This is a genomic window from Elusimicrobium sp. An273, assembly GCF_002159705.1.
Taxonomy (GTDB): domain Bacteria; phylum Elusimicrobiota; class Elusimicrobia; order Elusimicrobiales; family Elusimicrobiaceae; genus Avelusimicrobium; species Avelusimicrobium gallicola.
Genome location: NZ_NFJD01000002.1, coordinates 282,239 through 308,532 on the forward strand (window position 1 = coordinate 282,239; position 26,294 = coordinate 308,532).

Sequence of the window (26,294 nt, forward strand, 5' to 3'; positions counted from 1 at the left end):
CTCTTTATTTTTGGGGCACCGCCCACGCATAATCAAACCCTACCTGCCGGCCTAATAAACGGGCGTTTTCTCCCGTCCAATAATACAAGCTGGAAGTAATATGATTGCGCACAAAGAACGGGTCTTCTTTTCCCCACACGTGATAGAGCAGGGAGTGGCGAGAAGGCACTTCGGAAGTAACGTCCAACACTACGGGGTGTTCGCCGGCAAAAAATTTAGGAAGCGCAAAAGGCATTAACCACGAAGTATGCCCGACACCGGCATAGACCAAGAACAACGCGTCCGGATCCTGCTTGCGGATTTCCGTCATTTTTTCTTCTATGACGCGCGCCCAAATTTTATTGCGTTCCGACAACGCAAAGAGCGACAAAAATTCTGCTTTCGTCATATTTTGATGAAACATTTTAAACTGGGTCGGATCTTCCAGCGGGTACACCTCCACATTTCTCATCAAGGCCACAAAGAAGAACGACAGGGCGTACCCGATTTGGTCGCTGTGTTTAAGAGTAATCGGCTCCAGCGGCGTTTCTGGCACGCGGCGGTAATAGGTGGCAATGGTATTGCGGGAACCCGCCTGGGCCGGCGGCAAATCTATAAATTCCGTGAACAGGACAATCCGGCGGTTCGGATTCTGTTGCCGAATCTCATTTAACAAAGAGGCCAAGTTGTATTGAATTTCATCATGATGATGCGTTTCTCCAAAGAAAACGAGTTTTTCTTTGGACAGTCGGGATGCCAAATAGCTGATTTCATCTTCCCCTTGATAGCGGACTAACTCGTTTTTCCCCTGCCCGGGGTATTTGCGCAGCCAGTCGGATTTATCGGCAAATCCGCGGCTGAAAAACAGGCTCAGTTTATTGGTTTTCAAAGCCGTTTCGCTAGGGGTAAGCTGCGGCATAAAAATGGCTCTTAATACAGGAATATCTTCTTCGGGCGCGAAGCGGGCCTTCCAAAGATCCATAACGGCTTTATAACTTTCGTATACTTCCCGCTGCAGGCCTTCGGCCTTGCCCGCCGTCACTTCTTCCGGCAAGGCAGTCAAATCCGCAATGACACTCGATTTCTTTTTAGGCTTTGCAAACAGGCGGATTTTTTTTAAAGACGCATCCAAAAGCTGTTTCCAATTTTTTGAATCAGACGTTGTTTTTTTGTTAAAAAAGATTCCCTGTACGGCCGCCGGGTCGCTCCAAGAAGCCACTTCAGCGCTTCCCAAGCCGGACTGCAGCGCCTGCACCTTTGCGACGGAAGGAGAAACGACCTTTCCCGCCGCACCGGGCAAACGGCCCGCCTGTGGGGCAACGGCCTTGGGCCCCGCCGTCAGCGCGCGTACGGCTGGCACCGCTTTTTTCTGTGCCCATACCGGCACGCCCGCCCCCACCACACAACAGGCCAACAACAAAATACGAAAAAACTTACCCATATTAAACTCCTATTTAAGGCATTGCCGGCGTTTCAAACGGAAGCAGTACCTGAGCGTCAAAGCCCAAAACAGATGAATAATTTGAATCTTTTTTCCAAGTCATTAAATACGGTTTATCCACTTCAGCCATGCGGTAAGGAGTTTTCCCTTGCAGCAACCCCAAAAAACCGCTTTGAAAACCGTTTCTAAGTTCGATGCAAAAAGGCTTTTTGTCTTGCAGCATGCGGGCCAGCGACTCCGCAATGCTCTTACTAATATGCTTGTTCCCGGCATATACAAAAAACACGGCATCGGGCGTCTGGCGAAGCGTTTGCTCCATCACCCGCCGGATAATGCCTTCCCAATACTTATTGCGCACCGGCATCACCCGAAAAGACGTATTGGCCACCGTAAACTCCAGTTGGCTCAGCTCCACCGTTTTTTGATACGTAAACCGGATATCTTCCAGCCCGTAAATATCCATTGACAGCGACTGCCCCAGCCGATAAATTTCGTTCGCAAAATCGGGATTCTTTTCAAAAAAGTCCGCCGGCACCGCTTGCCCGGCCTGCCAAAAGGACGGATGACTGCTTGGCAAAAACTCAGAAAACAAAACGATTTTCCGCTTCGGATAGCGCGCATGATACTGCCGCAGCAGCGCCGCCATTTCCGCCTGCAAATTGGCCCGTCCGTGCACTTCCCCCACCAGAATCAGGCGGTTTTCCGGCCCAATCGTCTGCGCCAACAGCCCGGGGCGGTCTATTTCCGTAATTTGTAAAGCGGCGTGGATATCCGCCTGATGCGCCATTACATACGCGGCCTGTTTTTTAAAGTTCGGCGCAATCCGCAGCAGCCAGTCGTTGTTTTCGACTGCAAAGCGGGTATTCGTCGTCAAGAAAGGGTACCAATCCAAAAACAGCCGGGCCTGTTCGGCCGTAAAACCCAACGCAAGGAATTTAACGGCCTGCAAACGCAGGGCTTGGGGCGCGTTGCTAAAAATAAACTTTTCTATCTCGTCCAGTTCCCGCAAGGTGCCGCGGCGGCTCTGCTGCAACAGCACCGAGCGGTTCACCGCCGCAGACAAACTTTCCAGCTGTTGTAAGGAAATCTGCACCGGCGGCACATACGAAAACGGCCCCTTTACGCTGACGGGAGGAGCCCAATGCAAGACGGACGCGCCGGCGGCTTTCTTCACGCTTCCGGCACCGGCCGCGCGCAACGCCGGAACAAGCTGCTTTTGGGCCCACGCCTGTAGAGGCGTTCCCAAACTGCTCAGGATGAATAGGCTGCCCAGCAAGATGCGTTTTAACATACGTTCACCTGTTTTCTTCCGGCACTACCAAGGCATAATCAAAACCTGTTTTCTGCGCAAAAATGCGCCCCAGTCCGCTTTTCCAATAGTATAGCGTTAAATCGGAATGAGGGGTAAAGAAGACATCCTCTTTTCCCCACACGGTATACAAGGCGGAAACGGACGAAGGCTGACCAAGCGTTACTTCTACCACCGCCGGTTTTTCAGCGGCGAAAAACTTGGGCAACGAATAGGGCAACAGCCACGAAGTATGCCCGATTCCGGCATACACCACAAACAAGGCGTTGGGATCGGTCTGCCGAACGGCGGCCATTTTGCGCTCTATAATCCGCGCCCAGGTTTTATTGCGAAGCGAAATGGAAAGCGCCGGATTTTTGACCTGGCATATAGGCCCGCATTCCTGTTCCAACACTTCCATCAGCCGGCGGTCTTCCAGCGGATAAATTTCCACTTTTTCTTGGAACAAACGCAAAAATAAATTGGCTGCATAATCGATGCGCGCGGCGGACGAAAAATCTTCTTGGTTTAATTTGTCCAAAGACATTTCCTTGGTTTTCAAATAATAGTCCGACAGGGAACTTCCTTCCCGGGGAGCGTTGGAATTTAAATCAATAAATTCCGTAAATAAAATCACCCGGCGGCGCGGATTTTGCTTTTTTAAAAACAAAACTAATTTGGTGATGGTCTGCTGTACGGAAGAAATCCCGTGCTGTTCGCCGATAAGGATCATTCTTTCTTTGTTTAATTTTTGGGCAAATTCGCCCAGCACATTGTCCGACTGCAGCCGCCCCAATAATTTGCGCCCTTGGTCGGGCACGTTGGCGAGCCACTGCATTTTGCCAAAGAAATTTCTGCTGGCTAGCAAAACGATTTTGTTGTTTTTTACCGCAAATTCGGACGGCCATTCAATCGGCTTATAAATGCTTTTAAACAGCCAATTGTTTAAAAACTGGTTGTTCCATAACCAAAGTTTCTTTACTTCCGTTACCACTTCCCGGTTCCGCTTCGCCCATTCCGAACTCACGTTGGCCTGATAATACAGCTCCAATAACTGCGAAAGCAGATCTTCCATTTCTTCTTGCTGAACCCGTATGTTTTTTAACGAAACATTGGCCAAAAACGCCTCTTCCGCCGCCGCAGCGTCTGCCACTTCCTCCAACTCTTTGCCTAACGCCGAGCGAAAACCGGACGTTCCTGTTTTCCCCGTTTGCCCGCCAACCGCATTTTTTACGGCGTCTCCTTTTACGGCACGCGCAATGGGCAGCAGGCGTTTTTGCGCCCACAACGAAGGGGCCGCCAGCATGCCGCATCCGAGCAAAAGGAGTACAAATACAATTCTTTTTTTCATCTTTAACTTATACTATATTTCTTTTTTTAAGTTCTATAAAAATTTCTACTGCATCCGCTCCGCCCACGCAAGGTATTGGCGCAGCAGTTTCCCTCTGAAAGAAGCCGGCAGCACCCACAAGTAATCAAACCCGCTGTTTTGAACCAATTGCTTGGCGTCCGCCCCTTCCCAGTACGAAAGGGAGGCCTGCTGGGGGTTGGAAAACGGCGCGCTGTCCGCCCCCCACAGGGCGTACAGAACATTATTTTTAAAAGCAAGATCAAACTGAAATTCTACGACGACCGGTTTTTCCGGGGCGAAGAAAGCCGGCAGCGGGCTTTGGCGCCGCCAAGACGTATGGCCCGTCCCGGCGTACACGATAAACAACGCATCGGGATCCGTCCGGCGGATTTCATCCATTTTTTGCCGGATAATCCGCGCCCAGGTTTTGTTGCGGTACGAAACCCCCAACGCCTGCGCTTCTTGTCCGCCAGACGCCTTCAGCAAATCCGAAAAATCCCGATCTTCCAAGGGATATACTTCCACCCGGGCCTGCAGCAACCGCTGGAACACGCCTCTGGCATAGGGTTGTTTGGCCGCGGCTTGTTTGGAAAGCTGCGGCGCCGTATGCGCATCTATTCTTCGGTAATAGGTTTCCAAAGTTTGATTGGCAATTTGTTTTCCTTGCGAAGGCAACGCTAAAAATTCCGAAAACACCACTATTCGGCGGGCGGGATTTTGTTTTTTGAGCTGTACAATCAAATCCCCCACCGCTTGTTGTACTTCAAATCTAAAATGCGTTTCCCCCAGCAGAATCAATTTTTCCTGCTGCAGGCGTGCGGCCAGCTGCCGGGCCAGATTGCCGGAAGTAACGGTTTTCAGGGCCTGGCGCCCTTGGTTCGGATACCGATCCATCCACGTAAATTTTTGATACAGGCGCTGTAAATAATTTAAAAGCAGTCTGTTGTTGGCCACCGCTACCGAAGAATACTCCCGCATCGGCATAATTCCCTGCATATACTTCAGCATTTTTTGAAAACGTCTATCGCCAAGGCCCACGTTATCTATTTCCTGCAGCGTTTCCTGAAATTCGCCCAACGTTTGCAAATGCCCGGTGCCCGTGCCTCCGGCCGCCAGATGTTTGCGCCACGCGGTTACGGGGCGGTGCAAATCCACCCGTTTCAACAAAACCTGCTGTTTGAGGCGTCTCCAAAGAGCGGACTCTTTGGGGGACGCCATAAAACGCTGCGGCATTTTTACCGAAGGCTGCCAGGAGAGGCAAGCGTCTTTTAAATGTTCCGAATAAGGAACCGAAACGCCCTTTATGAGGTTTTTTTGCACTTGCAGCGGCTGTTTAACGGCCCCGGCCCGAACGGCCGGCAGCAGCTGTTTTTGCGCAAACGACGTCCCGGCCCCGAACAGGCCGACGGTGATGAAGATAAATAAAAATTTCTTTTGTATCCTCATTTTTAGGGCAATATCAGTGCGTAATCAAAGCCGGTCTGCCTGCCTAACAGACGGGCCTCCCGCCCCTGCCAATAGAACAACGCCTGCTTGCGGAAATACGGATGTTCCCGATCCCACACCCCGCAAAGCGTATTTATTTCGGAAGGTTCCCCCACCGAAAATTCCACCACGGACGTTTTTTCTTTGGCAAAAAATTTGGGCAGGGCATACGGCATAATCCAGGAGGTATGCGCCATGCCGGCGTACACCACAAACAGCGCATCCGGATCCGTCTTGCGGATCTGCGCCATTTTATGCTCCATCATCCGCGCCCAGGTTTTGTTGCGAAGGGTAATAGCCAAGGCAGACACCTGCATATCCCGCAGCAGGCCCTCTTCCTGATAAATCATCGAGCACAGCTTGCGGTCTTCCAGCGGATAAATTTCAAAATGATCGTCCAGTAAAATTTCAAACAAATCCCGCGCATAATCCAACCGCTTAAAAAGATGCGGATCATCCTCTTGGATCCGTTCGGTGGGGAACTCGCTGGCGCGGCGATAGTAAGAAGCCAGCGAAGCGGGAGCTCCCTCCCGTGCCGTGGGCGGCAAATCTATAAACTCGGTAAACAACACAATGCGCCGGCCCTGGTTACGATCTTTCAATGCATAGAGCAGCTGCCCCACCGCCCGCTGGATTTCCGGCACATAATGAAATTCCCCCAGGAAAACGATATGGCTGTCCTCCACTTTGGCCGCCAGCTGCTTGATTAAATTGCCCGAAGATACATAGCCTAACTCCGCTTGCCCCTGTCCTTTGCGTTGTTTGAGCCACTGGGTTTTTTGCAACAGTGATTTGCTGGCCGCCAGCACGATTTGATTGTTCTGATAGGCAAACGGGGTGTTCTCCTGTAGCGGCGTATACAACGTTTCATACGCGCCGCCATAGATTAAATCTTCATTTTGTTCCCACGTTTGGTCAATCTGGCGCAATAACTCGTCGTTTTTTGCCTGTCTTGTTTTATCCACCTGAAAAAGCGCGCGGCGCTGCAAGCTGTGCTGAAACTTCAGCCGGGAAGCAGGCGGCACTGCTTGGGCGGCAGGAAAACGGGTTAAAGCCCGAGCGGCAGTGGTGGCGCCAAACGAAGAGGCACTTCCACAGGCGCGGGCGGCCGTTTTGGGCGCATTTGTAAGCAAGGCGCGGCCCGCCGGCACCAGATTTTTCTGAGCCCATACCGGCGCCGCCGGAACAGATAAAATAAAAAACAACAACAGGACTAAATTTTTCATACTATTACTATATCGTTTTACCGTCTTAAAAAACAGAGTCTTTAGGCCTATTGTTTCCCTCCAAAAAGGCCTATTTACCTCTAGGCCCTCGGCGGGGCAAAAAGCGCGTCGGACGTTCTTGTAAGGTTTCTTTTTAAGCGGCGCTCCGCCGCCCGGATAATCCCGGGCGGGAAAAGCGACATTTGGTAACAAGCAGGAGGATTATTCTCCGGGCACAACGAGCAGGTAATCAAAACCGCTGCAGTTGGCCAGCTGGCGGGAGTCTTCGCCTTGCCAGGAGAAGAAACTGGGATGCAAAGGCGGATTTATAAAAAGCGGATCATCGGAAGGCCAAAGGATTTTAAGCGAGGTATGATCCAGCAATCTGTTTAAAGCCAGTTCCACCACCACCGGTTTTTCAGCGGCGAAAAATTTGGGCAATGCCATCGGAGAAAGCCACGAAGTATGCGCTTGGCCGGCATAGACAATAAAAAGCGCGTCCGGATCTGTTTGGCGTATTTCCGCCATTTTAGCCGCCATCACCCGCACCCACGATTTGTTGCGCGCAGTCGTAATGACAGGCGCATCCAGCGAACCGCTCGTCTCTTTGGCCAATAAGGCAAACTGCCGGGTATCTTCCAGCGGATAGACTTCCACTTGGTGCTTAATTAACTGACGAAAAAGCGACGGAGCGTATAAAAACAGCCTTTGGTCTGTCGCCGCCAGCGGCTGAATTTCTGGTGCGGTAAAGTGTTTGTAATAAGTTGCCAAAGTCTGCCCGTTGCCGCTCTTTTCTTTGGGAAGCGGGATAAACTCCGTAAACAGCACGACGCGGCGGTTTGGGTTTTGCTTTTTTAAAGTCAGCACCAAATTCACTACCGCCCGCTGAAAGGCCGGAACAAAATGATACTCCCCCAGCATAATTAATTTTTCTTGGCTTAACTGCCGCGCTAATTGGGCAAAAACGTTGCTTCCGCCTTCGGCCCCTTGCGGCTGATGCTGCGGATCTGCTCCCTTCACAAAAGCCTCTTTTGCCAGGTTCGTGTTCTGTTGGAGCCATTTCATTTTTTGAATATAATGGTTCAGGGTATGCAAAACGATTTGGTTGTTTTGTATGGCAAGCGGAGAAAAAACCGTCATATGGAAAAAAGAAGTCGAAAAGAGCTGCGCGTAATCAAACGAGCTGTAGGTGGTTTTCAAGCGTTCAATTTCGGCATACGTATTGATAAATTTTTGCAATTGCTGCAGGTCATTTTCTTTCAGTTCCCGCTCATATCCCCGGGCAGAAAAACTTTTTAGCAACCCGGCAGACGCATCTGACGCGCCGGTTTGAGCACTGAATAGGTCTTTTAAAGTGAAATGGCGGCTTACAGGCGCCCCTTGGCCCGCAGGCAATGCAAAAGCGGCGCCAGTGGCCAAAGCGGGCAAGGCGGGCGTTTTTACGGCCGTTTGCAGTGCCGTTTTTCCAACGACCGCTTTTGCGGCGGGCAGCATATTTTTTTGCGCCGCCGCCGGAAGCGCCAAACAAAACACCAAAAATAAAATTATTTTTCTCATTTCTGCATTTACCATTTTAAAATCCGTTTTTAGCCCGATCCATTTGGAGTTTTTCCCCCGTCTTTGGGCCCAGCCAAACGCTGGCCCGGCGGGCGAAATTCCGCCCTAGAGCGAATTTATAAAAGAAACATACTTGCGCTGCAGTTTCCCTTTCAGCGAATGCGGCACCACCACCAAATAATCAAATCCGCTGTTGCGCGCCAGCAGCGAAGCGTCTTCTCCCGTCCAATACGAGAAAGAAGCCCGAAGCGGCCTTGCAAAGAGCGGAACTTCTTCCCCCCACAAAAAATGGAGGATATTCTTTTTTACAAACGGATCAAACTGAAATTCCACCGTTACCGGTTTTTCCGGCGCAAAAAAGGCGGCCAACGGATATTGCCGCTGACGGTTTACGTGACCTAAGCCCGCATATACAATAAACAATGCATCCGGATCGGTTTTGCGGATCTGCGCCATTTTATATTCCATCACCCGCGCCCATATTTTATTGCGGGAAGCCACTTGCAGTAACATGGCTTTTTGTCTGTTCGCCGCCTTTAATAAATCAATCAGCACCACATCTTCCAGCGGATAAACTTCCACCTGCGCACGAACCAGCCGCAGCAGCACATCCCGTGCGTATCTTTTTTGCTGGGCTTGTTCTACAGAGAGCTGCGGCGAAGTGCTCTCGTCCACCCGGCGGTAATACGTTTCGGCCGTTTGGTTGACGACCTGCGGCCCGGCTACGGGCAAATGTGCAAATTCGGAAAACACTACAATGCGGCGGTTGGGGTTTTGCTTTTTCAGTTCCAAAATCAAATCGCCCACGGCCTGCTGCACTTCCAGCTGATAATGTCCTTCTCCCAGCATAATCAATTTTTCCTGCCGCAGCCGGCCCGCCAGTTGGCGCACCACATTCCCCCACGAGGATATGACCGAATGCAGTGCATCGCGGCCTTGGTTGGGGTAGTGTTTCATCCAGTTAAACTTTTGATGCAGATACTGTAAATGACTGACGAGCAGTTTATTGTTCAGTACGGCCTCGGCGGAATAGTCCGATAAGAGGGATGCCTCGGGGCGGAAGAAAAGGAATTTCTTAAAGTCCGGATCCTGCAACGTCATCCGGTCAATTTGTCTTAATGTCGCTTGGAATTCTTCGGGGGTTTGCAAACTGCTTTCATAGGAGGCGGCCTGGTGTTTGCGCCAGTTTGTTACAGACGCATAAGGCGTCAGAAACGGCTTACTCAACTGTTTTCGAATAAACTCCCTCAGCAAAAATTTATCGGCCCCCGGCAATCGTTTTATCCTCTCATAGGCAGCCGGAACGTTTCTTCCGCCAAAAACAGCGGCATCCGGCGGCAAATTTAAGCCGGGCACCCCCACCGCGGAGATTCCTTTTGCCAGATGCTGAGACACCCCCGCTGGCCGGGCCATCCCCGCGCGCACGGCCGGCAGCAGATTTTTCTGCGCATAGGCGGGCACCGTTAAACATAACATAAAAAACAAATAAGACTTTCTCATATTATTACTATACCGCTTTCGGCCTTCCAAGAACAGAGTCATTGGGCCTATAAATTTTTTTCCAAAAGTCCTATTCTTTTTGGGCCCTGATTTGCTTTACAGCACCTCGTACTCGCTGTTGGCAAATTCGCATTTGCCACCCGCGCTTCGCGCGCGCACGGGAGCGGCAAACGTAAGGGCCAGGGCGTCTGCCGTGTCGGGGCTTTTGCCGCAGCGCTCTTTGATTTTTTCTTTCGGCTCCAGGCGCAAGCGTCCGGCGGCGTCAAAGTCATAACACACTTGGCACAAATCCGCTTTCAGTTCCGCACACTCCGGCAGGGCGCCTCCCGCCTTTATCCACGCCGCCATTTCCCCCCACATTTCCGCCCGCTTGTTGGCATACTGCCCCGGGCGGGCCGGCGCGCCGCCGAAAGGCACTTCCGTTACGCTAAACCCCAGCTGGCGCAGGCGGTCAATCACGCCGCCGCCGCAACCGGCATCCACAAACACCGCATCAGGATGAAACGTTTCTATCTGCCGGGCCGCCCGTTCGGCCAGGGCCATATTGTCCAACTGCCGAAATACCAGCGGCTCCCACGTTTTTAACCCCTGACGCAAAAAGATGACGCTGCGGTCGTTTCCGAAACGGGCCGGATCAATGCCGATGATTTTGGGTGCAAAACGCACTTCGGCCGGCGCATAACGGCGCGCACAGGCCTGCAGGACGCAGTCTATGGGGATTAATACATTCTCCGCCGAGGCCGTAAAATCGCACAGGTATTCCTGCCTGAAAATGTTGGCGGGTGTTTCCCGGCGCAGGCGCTCGAGTTCCCCCGGAGAGATGACGCCCGATTCATCGGCGCGGAATACGCCCACCCACCACACGCCGGGCTCTTCCTGCGCGGCCTTTTGGGCGCGGTTAAACAGTTCAAAAAATGCGTTTTGCCCTTTGGGCGTACCCATAAACACGGCCCACCCTTCCCGCGAAAGAAGCATCGGGCGGATAATTTCGGTAAACACATCGGGCTTAATCTGGGCGTATTCGTCCAACACAACGCCGTCTGCATATGTGCCGCGCAGGGCGTCTGGATTATCGGCGCCGCACACCCAAATCCGCGCGCCGTTGGGCAGGCGCAGGCACAGTTCCGCTTCGTTTACGCCCACGCCCGGCAGCGGGGCCGAATAACGTTTTAAATAATCCCAGGCAATCATTTTGGCCTGCTTTAAAAAAGGCGCCAAATAGAAATAGCGCGAATGCGGCCGCGTGTTCTGCAGGGCTTTTTTAAGCAAGTGATTAACGGCGCAGACGGTCTTGCCCAGCTGGCGATGGGTAACCAGCACGCAAAAGCGGTGCGTTTCCAGCTGGGGGTGAATTTGACGCTGCGCCAGGCGCGGATGATAGGGGATGGTAATCAGCCAATCGGAAGGTTGTTTTTTCATTTCTCGCTCTCCCAGCGCACCACCAGCGGCGCAGGTTGGGAAGGTTCTTCTTTGCCGTCCTTCCAACCCAAAAGATTTTTGGCGGTAAATACCGCAAAGGAAGCGGAATAATTGCCGCGCAGGCTGTTTTGAATTAAGATATTGCCCTGCAAATCGCGCGCTTTGGCGGCGGCTTGGCGAAAGGCGGGATGTTTTTCTTCCCATTCTTTCAGCACGCGGCACGTCGTGCCAAGCATTTTGGCAAAGGCGGCAAAAGTGGGCAATTCGGCGGCGGTTTCCACGAGGGAAATGCTTCCGTCGCGTTTGGCTACTTCCGTTACGGTAAAAGGCGCAACGTCAAAAAACCGCAGCAGACGCTCGCAAAATTCAGGTTGGTATTTTAACGGTTTTTCCCGCGTTTTTAACGTGCGGGCACGGGTTTTGGCAGGCATAAAAACTCCTTGGTAAGCAAACGGCATGACAGCCAAGCCTGTACAAACAGGCACGGCCAAAACCGGAAAAAGAAAAGAGGAAAACGGGCGGACGCCCCAGATAAAAAAATTACAAACCGCACAGTGCGTTTTATAATAAAATTATTATAGCAAAATAAGTGCTTTTTGTCAATAGAAAAAGCAACCAACACCCCGTTAAACTCCGCCGCAGACAAAAAAACGCGGCCCTTTAACAGGCCGCGTTTTAAAACCAACTTGCCCACGCTACACGCCGGTTACGTTAAAATGTTTCCACCGACCGGAGAGAAACCGCCCCAGCATAAAAACCGCCGTTAGCGCCGCGTAGAACGTCAGCCAGCTCCATACCCAAAACACAGACCACTGCAGCTTATACACAATCAGCCACGTACCGGGAATCAGCAACCCCCATGCACAGAACAGCATGATGTACATATAAAACTTGGTATCGCCCGCACCGCGGATGGCCTCGCCGAAAATCAAATACGTCGCGTCAAAAATTACAAAGAAGCTTACCAGTTTCATCAGCGGATAGGTCTTTTCGCTGATCAAGGCCGCATCCGGCGACGAGGCCGGGATAAACAGCCCCACAAAAAACGGCGCGAAAAAGAAGAACGCCACTCCCACCGCGCCCGCATAGGCATACCCGATTTTGCAGGCATTTTTAATGACCTGCACGCTCAAATCCGGCCGCTTTAGGCCTTGGTATTTGCTGACCAGAATTTGGATGCCGATGCCCAGGCCTAAAATAACCGTAAACACCACCGGCTGCATGGACATTACCACATTGCTCGCCTGCAAAGAAAGCGTATCAATGTTGCCAATCATAAACGTAAAGAGGGTAAAAGAAAGAATGTCCATCAAAAACCCAAATCCGTTGGGCAGCCCAAAGCGAAGCAGGCGGGAAAAAACGGGTTTATAAAATCCGGCCAAGCGGCTTATTTTAAATTCCTTGCGCGTTTTTCCGGCAAAAATCAGGGTGCAGAAAATAAGCGTAATAGACGCACTGCCGATAATCGTGGCCCACGCCGCACCCTTAATGCCCATGGCCGGAAAACCCAGCTTGCCGAAAATCATCACATAATCCAACCCCACGTTGACGAGGTTTCCCACCACGGCCGCCCACATGGGAATTTTGGTATGCCCGCGCCCGCTGAAAAAGCTGGCCAGCGCGTTATTGATGACCGCCAGCCCGCCAAAAATGTTTAAAATTGCAAAGTACTCCAGTTCCAGCACGCGCACGGGGGCATCGTGCCCGAAGGCATTAATGACCGCCTTTCCGGCAGGCGTCAGCCCTGCCAGCACCAGTGACGACAGCACCGCCAGCAGAATCCCCTGCCACAGCGAAACCGTTACCGAGGCGTATTTTTTCTTTGCATAGTACTGGGAAATAAAAACACTGGTATAACTGGCCAGCCCCATAAACATAGCGGCAAACGTCATAGCCAGTACGCCGGCCGGCACACAGGCCGCCAGCGCCTCGTGGGAATACCACGCCAAAAACATCCGGTCTACAAATTGCATGACTACTTGCGCGGCCATGGTTACAACCAGCGGATACGATAAATGCCACAGCTCGCCCAGCGAGGCCTGCGGATATATTTTCTTCGCCATCACAACAACTTCCTCCTTCTTTTCTGCCTTAGTCAGGCAGAAAAAAGCCCTGAGCCTGACGGTTCAGGGCTTTTTAAAAGTCTTTCAAAAATTACAGTTTGACGACTTTTACGGCCTTGGGGCCTTTTTCGGATTCCACGACTTCGAATTCCACTTCCTGACCTTCGGCCAAGGTTTTGAAACCGTCGCCCTGAATTTCCTGATAGTGAACAAAGAGATCTTTAGAACCGTCTTCGGGGGTTACGAAACCGTAACCTTTCTGGTCATTAAACCACTTAACTTTTCCTTTAGGCATTTTACTATATACTTCCTTTTATGAATTATCAGGTACTTAAACTTAATAAGTACCTACAACTATTATACTATAAATCTGCAAAAATGGCACATTTGTTTTTAGAAAATTTTTTCAACGGGGTTTTTCCGTAAAAGGGGTATAATGATTATATGAAAATAATGGAAGCCGTGCCCAATATATCAGAAGGAAAAGACCCCAAGATTATAGCGGCCTGCGCCCAAGCGGCCCGGCAGGCGTGCGCGCAGGCAAAACTGCTGCACACAGACAGCAACCCCGACGCCAACCGCACCGTGCTGACGCTGGCCGGCACGCCCGAAGGAGTGCGCCGCGCGGCTTTTGCGCTGATGCAAACAGCCACCCGGCTGATTGACATGCGCCTTCAACACGGGGCCCACCCGCGCTTGGGCGCGGTGGACGTGTGCCCGTTTGTGCCCGTAGCGGGCATGACGCTGGCCGAAGCCACCGAACAAGCGCGCCTACTAGGGCAGGAAGCCGCCGAACAATTAGGCATTCCCGTTTATTTTTACGAAGCCAACGCCCGGCAGGAAAACCGCAAAAATTTGGCTTTTATCCGCCGCGGCGAATACGAAAGCCTGCCCCAAAAACTTGCCGAACTGCCGCCCGATTTGGGCCCGCGGGAATTTTCGCCGCATGTTGCCAAAACGGGTGCAGTGGTGATCGGCGCACGGAATTTTTTACTGGCGTTTAACGTGTCCTTAAACACGCAGGATACGGCGGCCGCCAAGGAAATAGCGGGCGTCCTGCGCGAAAAAAACGGCGGACTGCCCGCCGTAAAAGCCATCGGCTGGCTGATGCCGGGCTACCAAGCTGCGCAGGTTTCGTTTAACCTGACGGATTTTCATAAAACAGGCTTGGCGCAAGTCTTTGAAGCGTGCCGGCGGGAAGCTGAGGCGCGCGGGCTAAGCGTAACGGGCAGCGAGCTTATTGGACTGGCCCCGCAAGAAGCGTTGGCGGCGGCGGGGCGTTTTTACCTGCCTGACTGCCAAGACACGCACACGCTCCTTCGGCAAGCCGTCCTGCGTTTAGGGCTAAATAAAATCCGCCCGTTTCACCTGCGCGAGCGGATATTGGAATTCCGGCTTCAAGAAGAACTACAACAGGGCAAATAGCCGCGCGTATGTTTCGGGCGGCACTTGTTCGGGGCGGACGGACGGCGCCAGCGAAAGCGCCTGCAAGGCGTGCTGAATTTTTTGCGGTTCATACCCGCCCAAGCTCCAGGCATTGGCCAATGTTTTGCGCCGGTGCAAAAAGGCGGCCTGCACCATTTTTTTAAACCGCTGCCAATCGCCGAGCGGCACAAGCCAAGGCGATTTTTTTTCAAACGCCAACACCATACTTTCCACTTTCGGCGGCGGATTAAAACACCCGCGCCCCACCTTGCAAATAGGGCTGATCCGCGCGCGCAGCTGGCTAAACACGGACAGCGGGCCATACCCTTCCTCCTGCGCGCGGGCGCGGATACGCTGGGCCTGTTCTTTTTGAAACATAAACACTGCCGCGTGAAACAGCGGGAAAGAAAGCACTTTATCCAAAATATCCGCCGCGTCAATATAGGGAAGATTGCTTACAAACAACGCCGGGCGCGTAACCAAAGAAGCCAAATCCGTTTTTAAAAAATCCGCCTCTTTCAGCTGCACCTTTGCCTGCGGCGGCAGCGTTTGGCGCAGGTACTGCACCATTTTGGGGTCTATTTCCACCGCCGTAAAATTTTGTTCTCCCCGCTCAATCAGCCGCTGCGTAAGCGCGCCTTTCCCGGGGCCGATTTCCACCAGCTGCGCCGCTTTTAACAAAAGAGCCGCATCCACAATTTGGCGGATGACGTTTTCGCTGATTAAAAAGTGCTGTCCGTATTTTTGCATTGTTAATCTGCCAGTATTTTTAAATTGCGTTTGGCTATTTTATTTTTGGGATCTGCTTTTAGCGCCTGCCGGTAATAATTTTGGGCGGCTGCATCATCCCCCGCTACGACGGCCGCCGTCCCTAGTCCAAGCCATGCCAGCGCGTCCTGCGGCGCTTGTTTCCCGGCTTGCTCAAACGCGTCCGCCGCCAGCGCGGCGTCTCCGCGCGCCAGCGCCGCTACACCCTGCAGCAACCGGCACAATCCGTCTGCCGGGCACTGCGGCGCATAATCGGCCAGTTCTTCTTCTGCGTCGTCCACAAACGCAAGCCATGTGCGTCCCATGACCCAAAGCCCCATATCATTGCCTACGATGCGCGGGTCATACACGGCTTTTGGGGCCGTGGTATTATCCTGCGTCAGAGCGGAAGGGGAAGCGTAGTCCGGCGTGCGGCCCTGCAAAGATAAATTAATGTTATACCCCTCGCCCGCTTGGGCCAGCGTCTGCTCCAAGCCCGCTACAAACTGTTCAATCTGCTCGGCGCGCTCTTGCGAAGATCCCGCCGGAAGCGAAAAAATGCGTTTAAACGTGCGCGAGGCCGAAGCCCCCGCCAAATTGCCGTCCGCCCGCAGGCGCTGGTAGGCCTGCTCAAATGTGTTGCCGCGGCGGGAATCGGAAGCGTTTTGGGGAGAAGAAACGGGGTTATATTCCAAAGACACTTCTATATTGACCGTTTTGGACGGAGATACTTTTTCCAAGCTGTTTTGAAACTGGCGTATTTCTTCGCGAAAAGCCTCCGCCCCGCGGCCGCTGGCGCGGTAGACGGCATTCAGCGCTAATCCGTCCGCCTTAAAACGCGTAATGGAAAACGCCTCCTCCAGCACCTCCCGTGCCTTGTCCGCCTCGCCTTGGCGCATGAGTAAAGAAGCATAGCGCAGGCGGGCCACATAGTCCCCCGGTTTGGTGCGTACGGCCTTTTTATAGTATTTTAAAGCGTCCTGCGGGCGGTTTAATTTTTCGTATAAAGCCCCCAAGCTCAGCTGGGCGTCTTCGTAATAGGGAAATAATTTAAGCGCTTTTTTAAACGATTTTTCGGCTTGTTCATCCCGCCCCAAGGCCTCGTAAAGCGTGCCCAGCTGATAGTGGTACAGCGGCTCGCGCGGGGAGAGTTCTGCGGCGCGGCGGAAATGTTCCAGCGCTTTATCCAAATTTAACTGCACCGCGTAGGTGGAACCCAAATTCATATGCGTGTCGGCCTTGTTGGGATCGAGCGCGTTGGCCTTTAAAAAGTATTCCTGCGCCTGGGGCACGTCTCCCTTCCAGCCGCTGGCAATCCCCAGCAATTGGTAAGCCATGGCATTGGAAGGATCCAAACGAAGCGCTTCTTGGTATTCACTTTCGGCCGAGTCCACCTGCCCCATCCAGTAAAGCGACGCGCCCAGCAGCAAGTAAGGAAGCGGGTCTTTGGAATTTTTGATCACGGCTTTGGCAAAACTGTTAGACGCGTCTTTATAGCGGGCTTGCGCCATTTCCCCCATGCCGCGGCGCATATCGGTAACGGACTGCTCCAGCATAATTCTGTCCCACACGGTTTGGGAATAGTCGGTCTTTAGCTCCTGCTTGCGAAAGGAAAACGGGAAAAAGGCCCCCGCACCAGGCGGGTGCGCCCCAAAAAGCATTTCCATTCCTACCAGCAGGGCCAACGTGCGTTTCCAGTTCATATGTATATGATAAATAAAAACAGACGGCCGGGGCAAACAGGGCATAAAAAATCCCCGGGATCAACCCGGGGATTTTGTTGTTCAAACTATTCTATCGTAACTGATTCAGTCACTGTTTCACCGGCTACTTGTCCGCCAGGCGTTCCGGTGGCAGAAGACCGCTTATACTGGCCTCCGCACGCCGAGAAATTTCCATTGCTCGGTTTGGCGTTTTTGCCGTTTACGCATACCGCGCCAACATACTGCAGCGCTTCCGCCACCGGCATATTGCCTTCTAAGCCGCACGAGGTATCCGAATCGTTAAAGATACGGGAATACGCCCGAACGTAGTTTTGACGGTTGATATCGTCAATCGTGGCGTTGGTGCTGAAATCTGCCAGCTCTTTATCCGTGGCAGATATCTGCTGCTCAAAGCCTACCGCATCCGCAATGGCATGCAGCGGATACGTAGACGGGTTAAACCCGTTTTTGGCCCAACCGCCCTCCGTAATTTGCTTTAAGTAAGAATCACGGCCCGTGCTGCCCGCATAGGTGGAATACCGGGCGCGATCGCCGACTCTTTTATGGTTCCAGTTATAGCGTCCGTAGTGATAAGGGACTACCTCCTTCTTAGCATATACGGTCGTTCCCTTGACTTCTTGGGCAGAACCGCAACCTAAGAAACGGCGGTCTACAATCTTTTTCCCGTCGGCATCAACCGCAAACAAAGCCGGGAAGTACGAGGAGTTCGGCCCCGTATAGGCGGCAAACGCACCAAACGTATTTCTCCAAACTTCTTTTTCTTGGATCATCTGCGGATCATACGAGTTGTAGCCAATCGTCTTACCCAGCGCGCAGACCACGTTCAGCGGTACCTGCGCCTGCGGATTGCGGGAATACGCAATCGTCATGGCGTCTACCAACTGAGGCACGGTGACGGTTCCGCTATGGACGAATTTCGTTTTGGCATCGGTAAACTCTTGGCTGGCGTTTACTTCCGCGATGACACTGTCCACATATTTCTTGACTTCTTCCTGGTTCATCATCTTGGCGGAACCTTGGCCGGATTTGCGCGTGCTGCCTACTGCCGTACAATTATCGGTAGACAAGGCACTTTTATAGGAACGTTCGCCTCCTCTGGCAAAAACGCTCATCGTCGGGAATTGAAGCAAGGCTACACGTTCCTTGGCAAAGCGGAACGAAATGCCAAAATCGCCGTTCATTTTATCGGCCAATTCCAAGGTAATCGTGCCTTCCGGTTCCGGATCCGGTTCCGGATCCGGTTCCGGGTCATCGGCCGGCGGATCTTCTGGGTCTTCCTCTATGTCCGTTTCAAAACCAATCGGCTCCGAATTGTCGCTGTAGTAGCAAGTGGCCGTGCTGACGATATTACCCGGTTTATCTGCGCCTAACGCAGCGCCCGGCTTGCCGTCTGCAGTCAACGCCCGGATATTGCCGTTTTGGCAGCCGCCTTTGGTAATAGAACTGCCATCCGTAGTAAGCGAATCGCACTGGCGCACTTCCCACGTGATGACGACACGCCCGCCGGCATTGCGCAATGCCGCAATTTCAGAAGACGTAGCTACCACTTGGTAGTCATCCCCCGCACCCGGCAGCTTGGCGCGTTCTTTGCCCAAGCTCTGGGTTACAAAACCCGCATTGGTGATATTTTCACTCCACGCGCCTTGAAACGGCCGGACATCTTGGTGCGGAATATAGAACCACTGGCCGCCATCGGACGTTTTGGTAGACGTTGTAATCGCCGCGGGCTGGGTGTTATTTTCCCCTTGGATCGTATACGAGAGCAGGAAACGGCTCTTCATCGCGTTATACGCCTGGGCACCCATCATCCCGTTCGTAAACGTCAAATGCGCATACGGAAAGCTCTGCTGCGTTTCTCCTTTGTTATTGGAGATATTCGCCAAGTAATCGCAGCTGATGCGCACCAGCGGGAACGGACAACGCGCTCCCGTTACCCAATCTTTGCCTTCTTTGGCTTTTTTGGTGGAAATACCCAGATTTTGCTTCGTTCCCACTTTTACCGCATCCCGGATGATGCCGCCTTCTCTAAGCGTATCCATGAACGCTTTGTAAGTGGGCAGAGAACCGCCGTCCACCAAAGCTACCATTTTTTTAGCTTTGTCGACATCCGTTGCCTGTTCGTTGATGGCGTTTAAACAGTCCTGCTGCACAGGCCACTTCATGGCGCGGCACTTGGCAATGGCTTCATCATACGTTTTGGCTTTAAAAGCCCCCGCCTTGCCTTCTTTATTTAAGCCCCAATAGCCGCTGTAATTGTAGCCCTCAGGCGATTTTTCCTGCAACTCGGTCTTTTTGATTTTTTTATTTTTAATGGCAACGCTTTCCACAAACATCGGAACAAAATTGCTGCGTTGCGTAATCGCCGTGATGTTACTGTTAAATTCGGGGCCTTTACCGATATATCCCACCACCAAAGCAGCTTCCTGTTCATCCGGCGGCAGGTTGTAGTACGCGTTTAATTGCGCCGTCGGAACACCCACCACATAGTGGTACACGCTCCAACCGTCTTTGGTGCTGGAGAAGTCGGCATAATAGACGCCGTCTTTGGAAAAGGTATTGCAGTCGCCCGCTTCCGGGAAAGTGCCCACATTTTTGCCGGCAACTCTGTTCCACCAAGCCATCAATCTGGCACCCAAGCCGTTGCTCAAGCAATCCATACGCTGGGCAATGGGGCCCATGGAAACTTCATTAGAGGTGCTCCCTTCCCACGGGTCTTGAACATCTTTCTCAATGCCATAGCGGAAATGGGCTCGGCAATTGTCTTTATCAAAAGGAATCGTCGGATAAGATCTGTTCCATTCCTTTTCAGTCAATCCGGCACATTCGGCTTCAGATCCTGCACCGGCCTTTGCGCCCAAAAATTTACCCATAGACCAGTCGTCCGTCCCCGTGATAATACAAGAGAGGAAACCGTCCAAGAATTTCTGCGCTAAGCCGACGCCGAATTTAATCCAATCCCATTTGTGGTTGAACCGCGCTTCCCATTCCATCTGGGAGCGGCGTTTCATCATATCCCACCACCAGGGTTCTTTGCCGTTAAAAGCAAACCGGCGTTCCAAATTGCCGTTTCCGCCGCCGGGGCCAAAAGAACCGCCCGAAAGCCCGCCAATTTTGCCGGGTTCAATCGGTCTCATTTGGGCGTCCATCAAGGCCTGCATGGCGTTGGCTTTAGACATGGCGTCTTTCGAACGTCTGGCTTCCGCCGCCGCGCCTTGCCCAAAATAACTGCGGCTCGGTTTACCCGCCGCCTGCAACGGCTGCAGAGAAACCGGTTTGGGACTGTTGCGCGGGCCTTCGGCCGCTACACGCTGTGCGGCCGTTTTTAAACCGCCGCCCCACATGCCGACACCCAGCTTAGACCCGCTGCGGCTGGTCAGCCCAGCATTAGAAAGCGGGTTGATCTTCGTCGTCGCACGGCGGAAAGCCGCACGCGTAGCGGGGGCTGCGGTGTTTCTGTAAATGTTGGTATTATTTTCTTCCACAGAGGTTCCGGTATAGGAAGAATCATCCAAACCGCTGCGGTCAATATCGTACAGACTGGAATCATCCGCCGGTTCCTCATCCGAGCCAAATCCTTTAATCAAGCTCAGGGGGTCGCGGCCGGCAAGTTGCGCAATCTGTCCTTCCGGATCCCCGGTAACCGTATCAAAACCATACCGTTCGGGATCGAATATAGATTCCTCGCTTCCGGGAGTAATCATCGGTTCTTCATTTACTTGCCCGCTGTATTTATACAGGAACGGCAGCAACAACAATGCTACCAAGGCCGCAATAAAGAACGGGGCATCCCTTTTGGTTCTCTCAAAGAGAGTCTTTTTGGGTTTGCCATCGCTCCCAATTTTGGAGGAAATACGATTAGCAAAAGATTTAAAAGCAGCGGGTTTGCTGTTTTTAATCTTATCGCTAAAGGTAAAACTATCCTTCTTTTTTTCCTCTGGCATAAATGCCTCCTATCAAAATAAAACTGCCGGTTCGGCTTTTTTCAAAGCCTTGGAAAGAATTTCTCCGTCGGAGATTCTTCCACGTACTGCATTTTTCTATAATAAAGAAATGCGTTGTTCAGAGATGGTCCCCCACTCCGTAACAACTTTCTTTATACACACTTCCTTACTTCTATTATACAATTAAATCCATTTTTTTCAAGGGGTTTAATACATATTCATGCTTCCCCAATCCGTCTCCGGGAAGAAATCCCCCGCATTGGGGTCTACCGGTTCTCCGTTTACCCCTACGTTAAACGTGCCTTTTACCAAATTTGCCACGCCGCTTTCCGAGCAACCGCCGTTATAGCAGTCGCCTTCTTCATAATCGGCCGCGGCCTTAATTTCGCCTAAGCAGGCTTTTTGCTCGTCCGGGGTTTCCAAAGCGGCGCATTTTTCTTGTTCTTCTGCACAATAGGACGCGTATTGATCGTACCGGCCCTGCAAATTATTGGTCGTACAAGTGCCCTCTCTGCCCGATTTTACGGCTACGCCGCAAAAAGTGCTTAAGTCCGAATAGGCCAGTTTAATTTGTTCGCATTGATTGCGCAACACGGAAAGACGGTTGGAAAAATCCCCGTTTACGTCTTCGCACGTTTTCGGAAAGGCGGCGGCCAGCGCATTAATTCCGGCTTTTGCCGCCTGCAACTGGTTCGTGAGCGTCTCCCCGGAGGAACTCATGGCCCGCTCGCATTCTTTCTCGTTTTCCAAGCGCAATTTAATCGTATCCACATCGGCCACCACGTCATCGGGATTAATACCGATGCCCGAAAATCCGGAAGAATCAAACACCTTTTTAGGCATATCCGCCCCGTCAAAACCGGCGCTCGCTAAGGTTTTTTTGAGCACCACATTGGGCGTACGGCGGGCACTCATGCCCGTCAGCCAGGCATAATACATATCCCGCTGGGCTTTATGATTGCCGATTTCCGTAATAGGATTTAACTGCGAAAGCGTCCCCCCCGTTTCCAGCGATTTGGCCAGATTTTGAAGGCCCGCGTCGGAACGAGTGGCTTTATCCACCAAGCGCCCTAGCCAATCGTTCTGGCTGGCGCCCGCAATATGAGGGTTGGCAATTTTTTTAAGCGAGTTTACCGAATTAAATCCATCTTTGGGATCACGGGCTAAGGTGGAAGCATCCGCCCCGAAAAAGACTTCCCCCGGGGCCGTTTGATTTGCTTGGGTGTTGGCCGAGTCCCCCGTAATGCGGGCAGCAGGAGATTTGTTATCATCTCCGGAAAAGGAACCCGCAATCAAATCCCGCGCTTTGCCCTGATTGGCAAGGGCCACATTGACCGCCCGCAAATTGATTAAATTGGAGTCTTTCTGCGCCGTCATCCGTTCATGCGCGGTCGCAAATCCTCCGTCGTTTCCAAACACGCCGGCGGCCGTCGGATCGGGCAGTTCCCCGCGGGCTATTTTGGCATGTTCATTCCAAGACAAAAGCGCCTTTAAAAAAGACATCTCCTGCGTTTCTTCCGGGGTGTATCCCATGGCCCAAGCCAAATTGCGCAGAAACGGAATTTTGCTAACGGGTACCAACCCCGTCAGCAAAAGAAGAAAAAAGAACAAAATAAACACCGCCCACGCTTTTTTAGAGCGGGCAAGACGTTTTAGCTCCCCCCACAAAACCGCCAAGGAGCTTTGTTTGACAGTGTTTTCCGTCTGTGTTTGTTTATTTTGTTCTTTCATCTTTTGATACGTACGGAAGGAACGCCTTTCAGCGTTCCTTCCGTTAGATTTTCATTAAGCCTGTTGGTTAGAATCCGCATTTGCTTTGGCATCACTTTCCATGCCTTTCTGAACCAAAGCAGAACCGCCTTGTGTTAATCCCATCATACCAACTGTTTTGACGGCTCCCATTGCTTTTGCCATAAATTTAGCATTAGCCGCAGCAGAGCCAGTTTCTTTGACAGCTGAAATTCCAGCATAAAGCAAGGCAACAATAGCTCCCATGGATAATCCATATCCCATTAGTGGCATAAACCATCCCTTATAGTGCCGTTGATAATCTGCCGCAAAGCCGAACACCACTGCCGCATAAGCCATTGCAATGCCCAAGACAATCCAGCCATAAGCCATCATGGAAATTCCCAAGAAGCCCGCTTTTTTCCCTTGTGCAATCAAGTGATATCCAAGCGGAATAGCAACAACCGTAACGGCCACCAATGCCAGTGCCATCCACATCAAACGTTTACGAGCTTTATCCTGTTTTTCCGCTTCTTCATCCACTGTGGGTATATAGTCACCGATGCCCTTCAGTTTTTGCTGCGTAGGGTTTTCAAAATCAGCCGAACCGCCAGATTCTGAAGCATTGGGAAGATCATCTATCTGCATACCGCCCGAGTTTTTATAACTGGCAAACCACGCCCGGGAGGCTTCGTTTGCCGCACGGTTGCGGTTGGAAGCCACATCGGCAGAACGTTTGCTAATATCTTTCAGTTCATTTTTTTCCTTAAACGATCTGCGCGATCTGGAAACGGAAGAATCTCTTCCGCCCGCCGTAAAAGAGCTGGAACGGCGCGCATTGGTCAAAGAGGAAACCGCATTGCTGCCGCTGGGCATTGCACCGGAAAATTGATACCCTTCCGAAGGCCCGCCCGCTCCTCTCCCGCCGGATGCCACACCAGAAGAGCTTCTCGCCGCAGAAGACCCGGAACCGGAAGAAGAAGCCACCGGGCCGGAGGTAGCATTAAAAGCGTTTCCAGACGCCCGAGCCATAGAGGCAGACGCCAAGGTAGGCCCGGCACCCTCTCCCGAACCGGCTCCCATAGCGGCGGCCGCAACGGCCCCCGCCGGCACCTGGGAGGAAGAACCCGCCGGCGCATTCCGCACGGAAGAGCCCACTTCCATCGCTTTATTGGCGCCCATGCCTAAGCCGTCAGTCGCTGAGGTTTCCGCCGCAGGCCCGAACGATACATTTTTAATGTTGTCTACCGCATCTAACCCAAAGTTATCCGCCGAACCGGAACCGGCTTCTATAGCGGCACGTTCTTCCGCGGTAGCCACTTGGTTTAACGAATCTTTGATGTTAATAGAGGTAAGCAGCCCGTTCTTTTGGCGGCGCAGGCCTTCCTGCGCGGAAGAACTGCTAATGGCCGACACCGAACGCAGGGCACGTTCTTTGTTGGCGACTGTATTATCCGCCTCATAGGCGCCGTAAACGGCTAAGACACCCACCCCGGCAATAGCCGTCAGCTGGGGGATACCCATCACCAGTTTACCGGATATGCTTTTTAAAAATTTAAACACATTCATATGCATTTCTCCCTACTGTTTCAATGCGTCCACCGCGTTTTGCACGCCCGATTGCACCGCCTGCTGTTCCATAGAAGCCCGCTGATAAATAGCCCGCCGGCGCAATAATTCTTCCTCTCGTTGCTGTTTCTGTTTCAGTTCGGCAATTTGCCGTTCCGTTTCTTTTACTTGGGAATAAAAGTAAAAAATACCAATTACCCAAACGAGCAAAACGATTAACACCACCGCCCGCGCAATAAAAATCATTTTTCGCGAAACCTGAATAGGATGAGTAGATCTTTTTTTATTCTCATTCATAAAAACTCCTATTTGTTCTGCTCATCATTTTGCCCATTCATATCCAAGTCCGGGTTTTCCGAATCCAAGGTTGCATCCTTCGTTCCCGAGTTTACCCACCAGGCACCCAACGCACCCAGACCGGCTGCACCACCGCCCAACAATAACTGGGCCCAAGTTGCCCACTTGACGGCAAATCCGACTCCGGGAATAAACGCGGCGCCAATGCCGGCCGTTAATATTGATCCAATGGTTATACCCCATGTGGATAAGGAAGAACCACTGTATTCTTTGGCGTATTTGGCACTGGTTATTAACAAAGAAAGCACCGGAATTAAGGCAACCGCCGCAATAGCGGCCGCAAAAATCCATCCAGCACCAAATATCCATCCTGCGGAAGCAATGGCCGCCGGAATGGCCACCATGGCCGCCAGCGCCGTGGGAATGGCGATCCACATCCACATACGGATATTATCTCTGGCTTTTTTGCGCTCCAAGGCTTTCTGCTCTAATGGGGTGGTTGCATACGTCTGAATCCCTCTTAATTGAGCTTCCGTAGCATCATTAAAATCTTTGGATCCCTGCCCCTGCCCGGTGGTTACGCTTTCGCCGCTAATGATGCTCATCCCGCCGGAAACTTTGGTACCGTCCAACCACGCCCGGGAGGCTTCGTTTGCCGCACGGTTGCGGTTAGCCGCGGCATCGGCAGAGCGTTTGCGGATAAAAGCCAAGTCCGATTTTTCTCTGGAAGAGCGGCCATCCAAAGCTTTTAAATTTTTATCAGACGCCAGCATTTCATCTTCCCCAAAGCTGGCACGGGCGCGTAAGCGGGCATTTTCCTGTGCAGACGCCACTTGCGATTGAAAATTTTTCATAATTTGCTCAGGCGTCTGGTTCTGTCCGGCGGCACCAGCCCCTTTGCCGCCATTTTTGGTGCTGTCCTGCACGACAAAAGAGGAATTAAACGAGTTACCACCACCACCGCTGCCGCCTTTCGTCGCCGCGGAAGAGCCCCAATCGCGGCTGGCGCTGGCCAACGTTCCGGCCGGGGCCGCTCCTTGCGCTTGTCCGCCCGCGGCGGCCGCTTGCTGGGCCTGTGCTTGGGCTTGGGCTTGCGCAATGGCATCCGACACGCCGGAGAGCGATTGTTTGGCAAAAGCCATCGGATTATTTTTTAATTCTTCTTCATTCGCGCGGTTTGCTCCCATACCTAACCCTTCCGTACCGCCCATTTGATACGCTTGCGGATTCGAAGGAGCCAAGGCCTCGTCCGAAACAGAGTCCTCATATTCTTCGGCCCGTTTTTGGGCAAGAGCAAATTTTTCCGTCATCTCAATGGCTTTGGAGGGCGTCGCCAAAAAGGAGGACTGCACCTCTCCATTGGCTCCATACGAGCCGCCGGAGGCGCCGGCCACGTAAACCACTTCACCCGGGTTGTACTGCCCGCCCAGATTGAAAGCCGTGTTATCCGAAGGAGTATCCAAGTATTGCCACGCAGCAATACCCGCCACCCCTACCACGGCTGAAAGGCCCACTGCCTGCGCAGCGGAAAGGGCAATTTTGCCGCTTTTTCCCAGCCATTTAAAGATATTCATA

The 26,294-nt window shown here is 52.3% G+C and carries 19 protein-coding genes; 1 reads left to right on the top strand and 18 read right to left on the bottom strand.

All coding sequences use genetic code 11. The features are described from left to right. Positions 1-4: 4 nt before the first annotated feature. The 11 genes from B5F75_RS04085 to B5F75_RS04140 all read right to left on the bottom strand — a co-directional run bounded on the left by B5F75_RS04085 (position 5) and on the right by B5F75_RS04140 (position 13,583). Positions 5-1,420, bottom strand: coding sequence for a hypothetical protein (locus B5F75_RS04085; protein WP_087288209.1), 1,416 nt, complete (start codon positions 1,418-1,420; stop codon positions 5-7). 13 nt (positions 1,421-1,433) lie between these two features. Next, a complete protein-coding gene (locus B5F75_RS04090; RefSeq protein WP_087288212.1) occupies positions 1,434-2,711 on the bottom strand; it encodes a hypothetical protein in 1,278 nt (425 codons plus the stop codon). 4 nt (positions 2,712-2,715) lie between these two features. Beyond that, positions 2,716-4,059, bottom strand: a complete 1,344-nt coding sequence (locus B5F75_RS04095) for a hypothetical protein (RefSeq protein WP_087288214.1) — start codon at positions 4,057-4,059, stop codon at positions 2,716-2,718. Between the two features lie 45 nt (positions 4,060-4,104). Further along, positions 4,105-5,505, bottom strand: coding sequence for a hypothetical protein (locus B5F75_RS04100; RefSeq protein WP_087288216.1), 1,401 nt, complete (start codon positions 5,503-5,505; stop codon positions 4,105-4,107). A 2-nt stretch (positions 5,506-5,507) separates the two neighbouring features. After that, complete coding sequence (locus tag B5F75_RS04105; protein WP_087288218.1) at positions 5,508-6,770, bottom strand: hypothetical protein; 1,263 nt, start codon at positions 6,768-6,770, stop codon at positions 5,508-5,510. 201 nt (positions 6,771-6,971) lie between these two features. Continuing rightward, positions 6,972-8,306: a hypothetical protein gene (locus B5F75_RS04110; RefSeq protein ID WP_143351247.1), complete on the bottom strand. Its 1,335-nt coding sequence runs from the start codon at positions 8,304-8,306 to the stop codon at positions 6,972-6,974. A 105-nt stretch (positions 8,307-8,411) separates the two neighbouring features. Beyond that, a complete protein-coding gene (locus B5F75_RS04115) occupies positions 8,412-9,806 on the bottom strand; it encodes a hypothetical protein (RefSeq protein WP_087288222.1) in 1,395 nt (464 codons plus the stop codon). Between the two features lie 96 nt (positions 9,807-9,902). Then, positions 9,903-11,225, bottom strand: coding sequence for a terminase large subunit domain-containing protein (locus B5F75_RS04120; RefSeq protein WP_087288224.1), 1,323 nt, complete (start codon positions 11,223-11,225; stop codon positions 9,903-9,905). Then, a complete protein-coding gene (locus tag B5F75_RS04125) occupies positions 11,222-11,656 on the bottom strand; it encodes a hypothetical protein (protein WP_087288226.1) in 435 nt (144 codons plus the stop codon). The genes B5F75_RS04120 and B5F75_RS04125 overlap by 4 nt, the downstream gene beginning before the upstream one ends. A gap of 264 nt (positions 11,657-11,920) precedes the next feature. Next, positions 11,921-13,288 (bottom strand): MATE family efflux transporter, encoded by a 1,368-nt coding sequence (locus B5F75_RS04135; protein WP_087288230.1) that lies wholly within the window; start codon positions 13,286-13,288, stop codon positions 11,921-11,923. A gap of 91 nt (positions 13,289-13,379) precedes the next feature. Next, entirely contained in the window at positions 13,380-13,583 is a 204-nt protein-coding gene (locus tag B5F75_RS04140; protein ID WP_087288232.1) for a cold shock domain-containing protein, read from the bottom strand. A gap of 149 nt (positions 13,584-13,732) precedes the next feature. On the opposite strand from B5F75_RS04140, the gene ftcD reads away from it, so the two are divergent. Beyond that, complete coding sequence (gene ftcD, locus B5F75_RS04145) at positions 13,733-14,713, top strand: glutamate formimidoyltransferase (protein WP_087288234.1); 981 nt, start codon at positions 13,733-13,735, stop codon at positions 14,711-14,713. On the opposite strand, the gene rsmA is transcribed toward ftcD, so the two are convergent. From rsmA to B5F75_RS04180, 7 genes are all read right to left on the bottom strand, one after another. Further along, positions 14,696-15,463 carry a 16S rRNA (adenine(1518)-N(6)/adenine(1519)-N(6))-dimethyltransferase RsmA gene (gene rsmA, locus B5F75_RS04150; RefSeq protein ID WP_087288236.1) on the bottom strand — a complete coding sequence of 256 codons (768 nt, stop codon included), beginning with the start codon at positions 15,461-15,463 and terminating at the stop codon, positions 14,696-14,698. The genes ftcD and rsmA overlap by 18 nt on opposite strands. A gap of 2 nt (positions 15,464-15,465) precedes the next feature. Beyond that, positions 15,466-17,163 carry a tetratricopeptide repeat protein gene (locus tag B5F75_RS04155; RefSeq protein WP_158093771.1) on the bottom strand — a complete coding sequence of 566 codons (1,698 nt, stop codon included), beginning with the start codon at positions 17,161-17,163 and terminating at the stop codon, positions 15,466-15,468. Between the two features lie 86 nt (positions 17,164-17,249). Continuing rightward, positions 17,250-21,125 (bottom strand): hypothetical protein, encoded by a 3,876-nt coding sequence (locus B5F75_RS07355; protein WP_087288240.1) that lies wholly within the window; start codon positions 21,123-21,125, stop codon positions 17,250-17,252. Positions 21,126-21,332: 207 nt separating this feature from the next. Continuing rightward, the gene (locus B5F75_RS04165; RefSeq protein WP_087288242.1) at positions 21,333-22,856 is read right to left on the bottom strand and encodes a hypothetical protein; all 1,524 of its coding nucleotides are present in this window, start codon (positions 22,854-22,856) and stop codon (positions 21,333-21,335) included. 54 nt (positions 22,857-22,910) lie between these two features. Continuing rightward, entirely contained in the window at positions 22,911-24,422 is a 1,512-nt protein-coding gene (locus B5F75_RS04170) for a hypothetical protein (RefSeq protein ID WP_087288244.1), read from the bottom strand. Between the two features lie 12 nt (positions 24,423-24,434). Beyond that, a complete protein-coding gene (locus tag B5F75_RS04175) occupies positions 24,435-24,719 on the bottom strand; it encodes a hypothetical protein (protein WP_143351248.1) in 285 nt (94 codons plus the stop codon). Positions 24,720-24,727: 8 nt separating this feature from the next. After that, entirely contained in the window at positions 24,728-26,293 is a 1,566-nt protein-coding gene (locus tag B5F75_RS04180; protein ID WP_087288248.1) for a hypothetical protein, read from the bottom strand. Position 26,294: the final 1 nt, after the last annotated feature.